This is a genomic window from Treponema sp. UBA7570, from assembly GCA_002477955.1.
In the GTDB taxonomy this organism is placed as follows: Bacteria; Spirochaetota; Spirochaetia; order Treponematales; family Treponemataceae; genus Treponema_D.
Map to the genome: position 1 here is coordinate 3650 of DLLE01000029.1, position 1771 is coordinate 5420.

Consider the following 1771-nt stretch of genomic DNA (forward strand, 5'->3'; position numbering starts at 1 on the left):
AAAAAACCAGCGGAAAAGGAGAAGACCGGAAAAGCTCCCTCGTAAAAAAACCAGACGCCTCTGTGTGTACACATACACTCCGGGAAGCCTCCGCCTCCCGTTCATTTCCTTCTGTCCTACAAAAGGAGGTGATCCAGCCGCACTTTCCAGTACGGCTACCTTGTTACGACTTCACCCCCCTTACCAAGCATACCTTGGGCAGCGGCCCCCTTGCGGTTAGCCTGCCGACTTTGGGTATCCTCGACTCGGATGGTGTGACGGGCGGTGTGTACAAGGCCCGGGAACGTATTCACCGCGCCGTGCTGATGCGCGATTACTAGCGATTCCAACTTCATGGAGTCGGGTTTCAGACTCCAATCCGGACTACGATCGGTTTTTTGCGTTTTGCTCCGCATCGCTGCCTCGCTTCACTCTGTGCCGACCATTGTAGCACGTGTGTAGCCCTGGACATAAGGGCCATGATGACTTGACGTCATCCCCGCCTTCCTCCGGCTTGTCGCCGGCAGTTCCGCCAGAGTCCTCAGCTTCACCTGTTAGCAACTGGCAGTAGGGGTTGCGCTCGTTGCGGGACTTAACCCAACACCTCACGGCACGAGCTGACGACAGCCATGCAGCACCTGTTCATACCCGTATTGCTACGCTTACTTATCTCTAAATAACCGGTATGTATGTCAAACCCAGGTAAGGTTCCTCGCGTACCATCGAATTAAACCACATGCTCCACCGCTTGTGCGGGCCCCCGTCAATTCCTTTGAGTTTCACCCTTGCGGGCATACTCCCCAGGCGGTGCACTTATCGCGTTTGCTTTGGCACCCAGGCTTATGCCCAGACACCTAGTGCACATCGTTTACTGTGCGGACTACCAGGGTATCTAATCCTGTTTGATCCCCGCACCTTCGCACCTGAGCGTCAGTTATGCGCTGGAAACCTGCCTTCGCCATCGGTGTTCTTCCAGATATCTACAGATTTCACCCCTACACCTGGAATTCCGGTTTCCCCTCGCTAACTCTAGCCATGCAGTTCTCAATGCAGTTTCAGGGTTGAGCCCTGAGATTTCACACCAAGCTTGCAAAGCCGCCTGCGTGCCCTTTACGCCCAATAATTCCGAATAACGCTCGCACCTTACGTGTTACCGCGGCTGCTGGCACGTAATTAGCCGGTGCTTATTCATAGCCTACAGTCACCGCGGGGCCATTCCCTGCCCCGCTTATTCCTCAGCCATAAAAGGACTTTACAACCTTCCGGCCTTCATCGTCCACGCGGCGTTGCTCCGTCAGAGTTTCCTCCATTGCGGAATATTCTTAGCTGCTGCCTCCCGTAGGAGTCTGGGCCGTATCTCAGTCCCAATGTGTCCGTTCACCCTCTCAGGCCGGATACCTGTCATCGCCTTGGTGGGCCTTTACCCCGCCAACAAGCTGATAGGTCGCAGGCTATTCTTTCGGCGGCGCCACAGCGCCTTTCCCCGCGCGGCTCCAGCCCGCGCGGCCTTATCCGGTATTACCCCCTATTTCTAGGGGCTATCCCCGTCCAAAAGGCATATCACCCACGTGTTACTCACCAGTCCGCCACTCTAGGCCGCCCGAAGGCGGCTTGCCGTCCGACTTGCATGCTTAAGACACGCCGCCAGCGTTTATTCTGAGCCAGGATCAAACTCTCCATGATTATTCTCAGGCCCCCCGAAAGGGGCCAAGACCTCACCATAAATCATCCGTCCCAACCAATAAAATTGATAGGAACAGCCGGGGCTCTTTCCGCCCCGGCCTTCTTTCGC

1 rRNA gene is annotated in these 1771 nt (G+C 55.7%); it reads right to left on the minus strand.

The features are described from left to right. Positions 1–121: 121 nt before the first annotated feature. Positions 122–1662, minus strand: a 16S ribosomal RNA gene (locus tag B4N75_RS03315). Positions 1663–1771 lie beyond the last annotated feature (109 nt).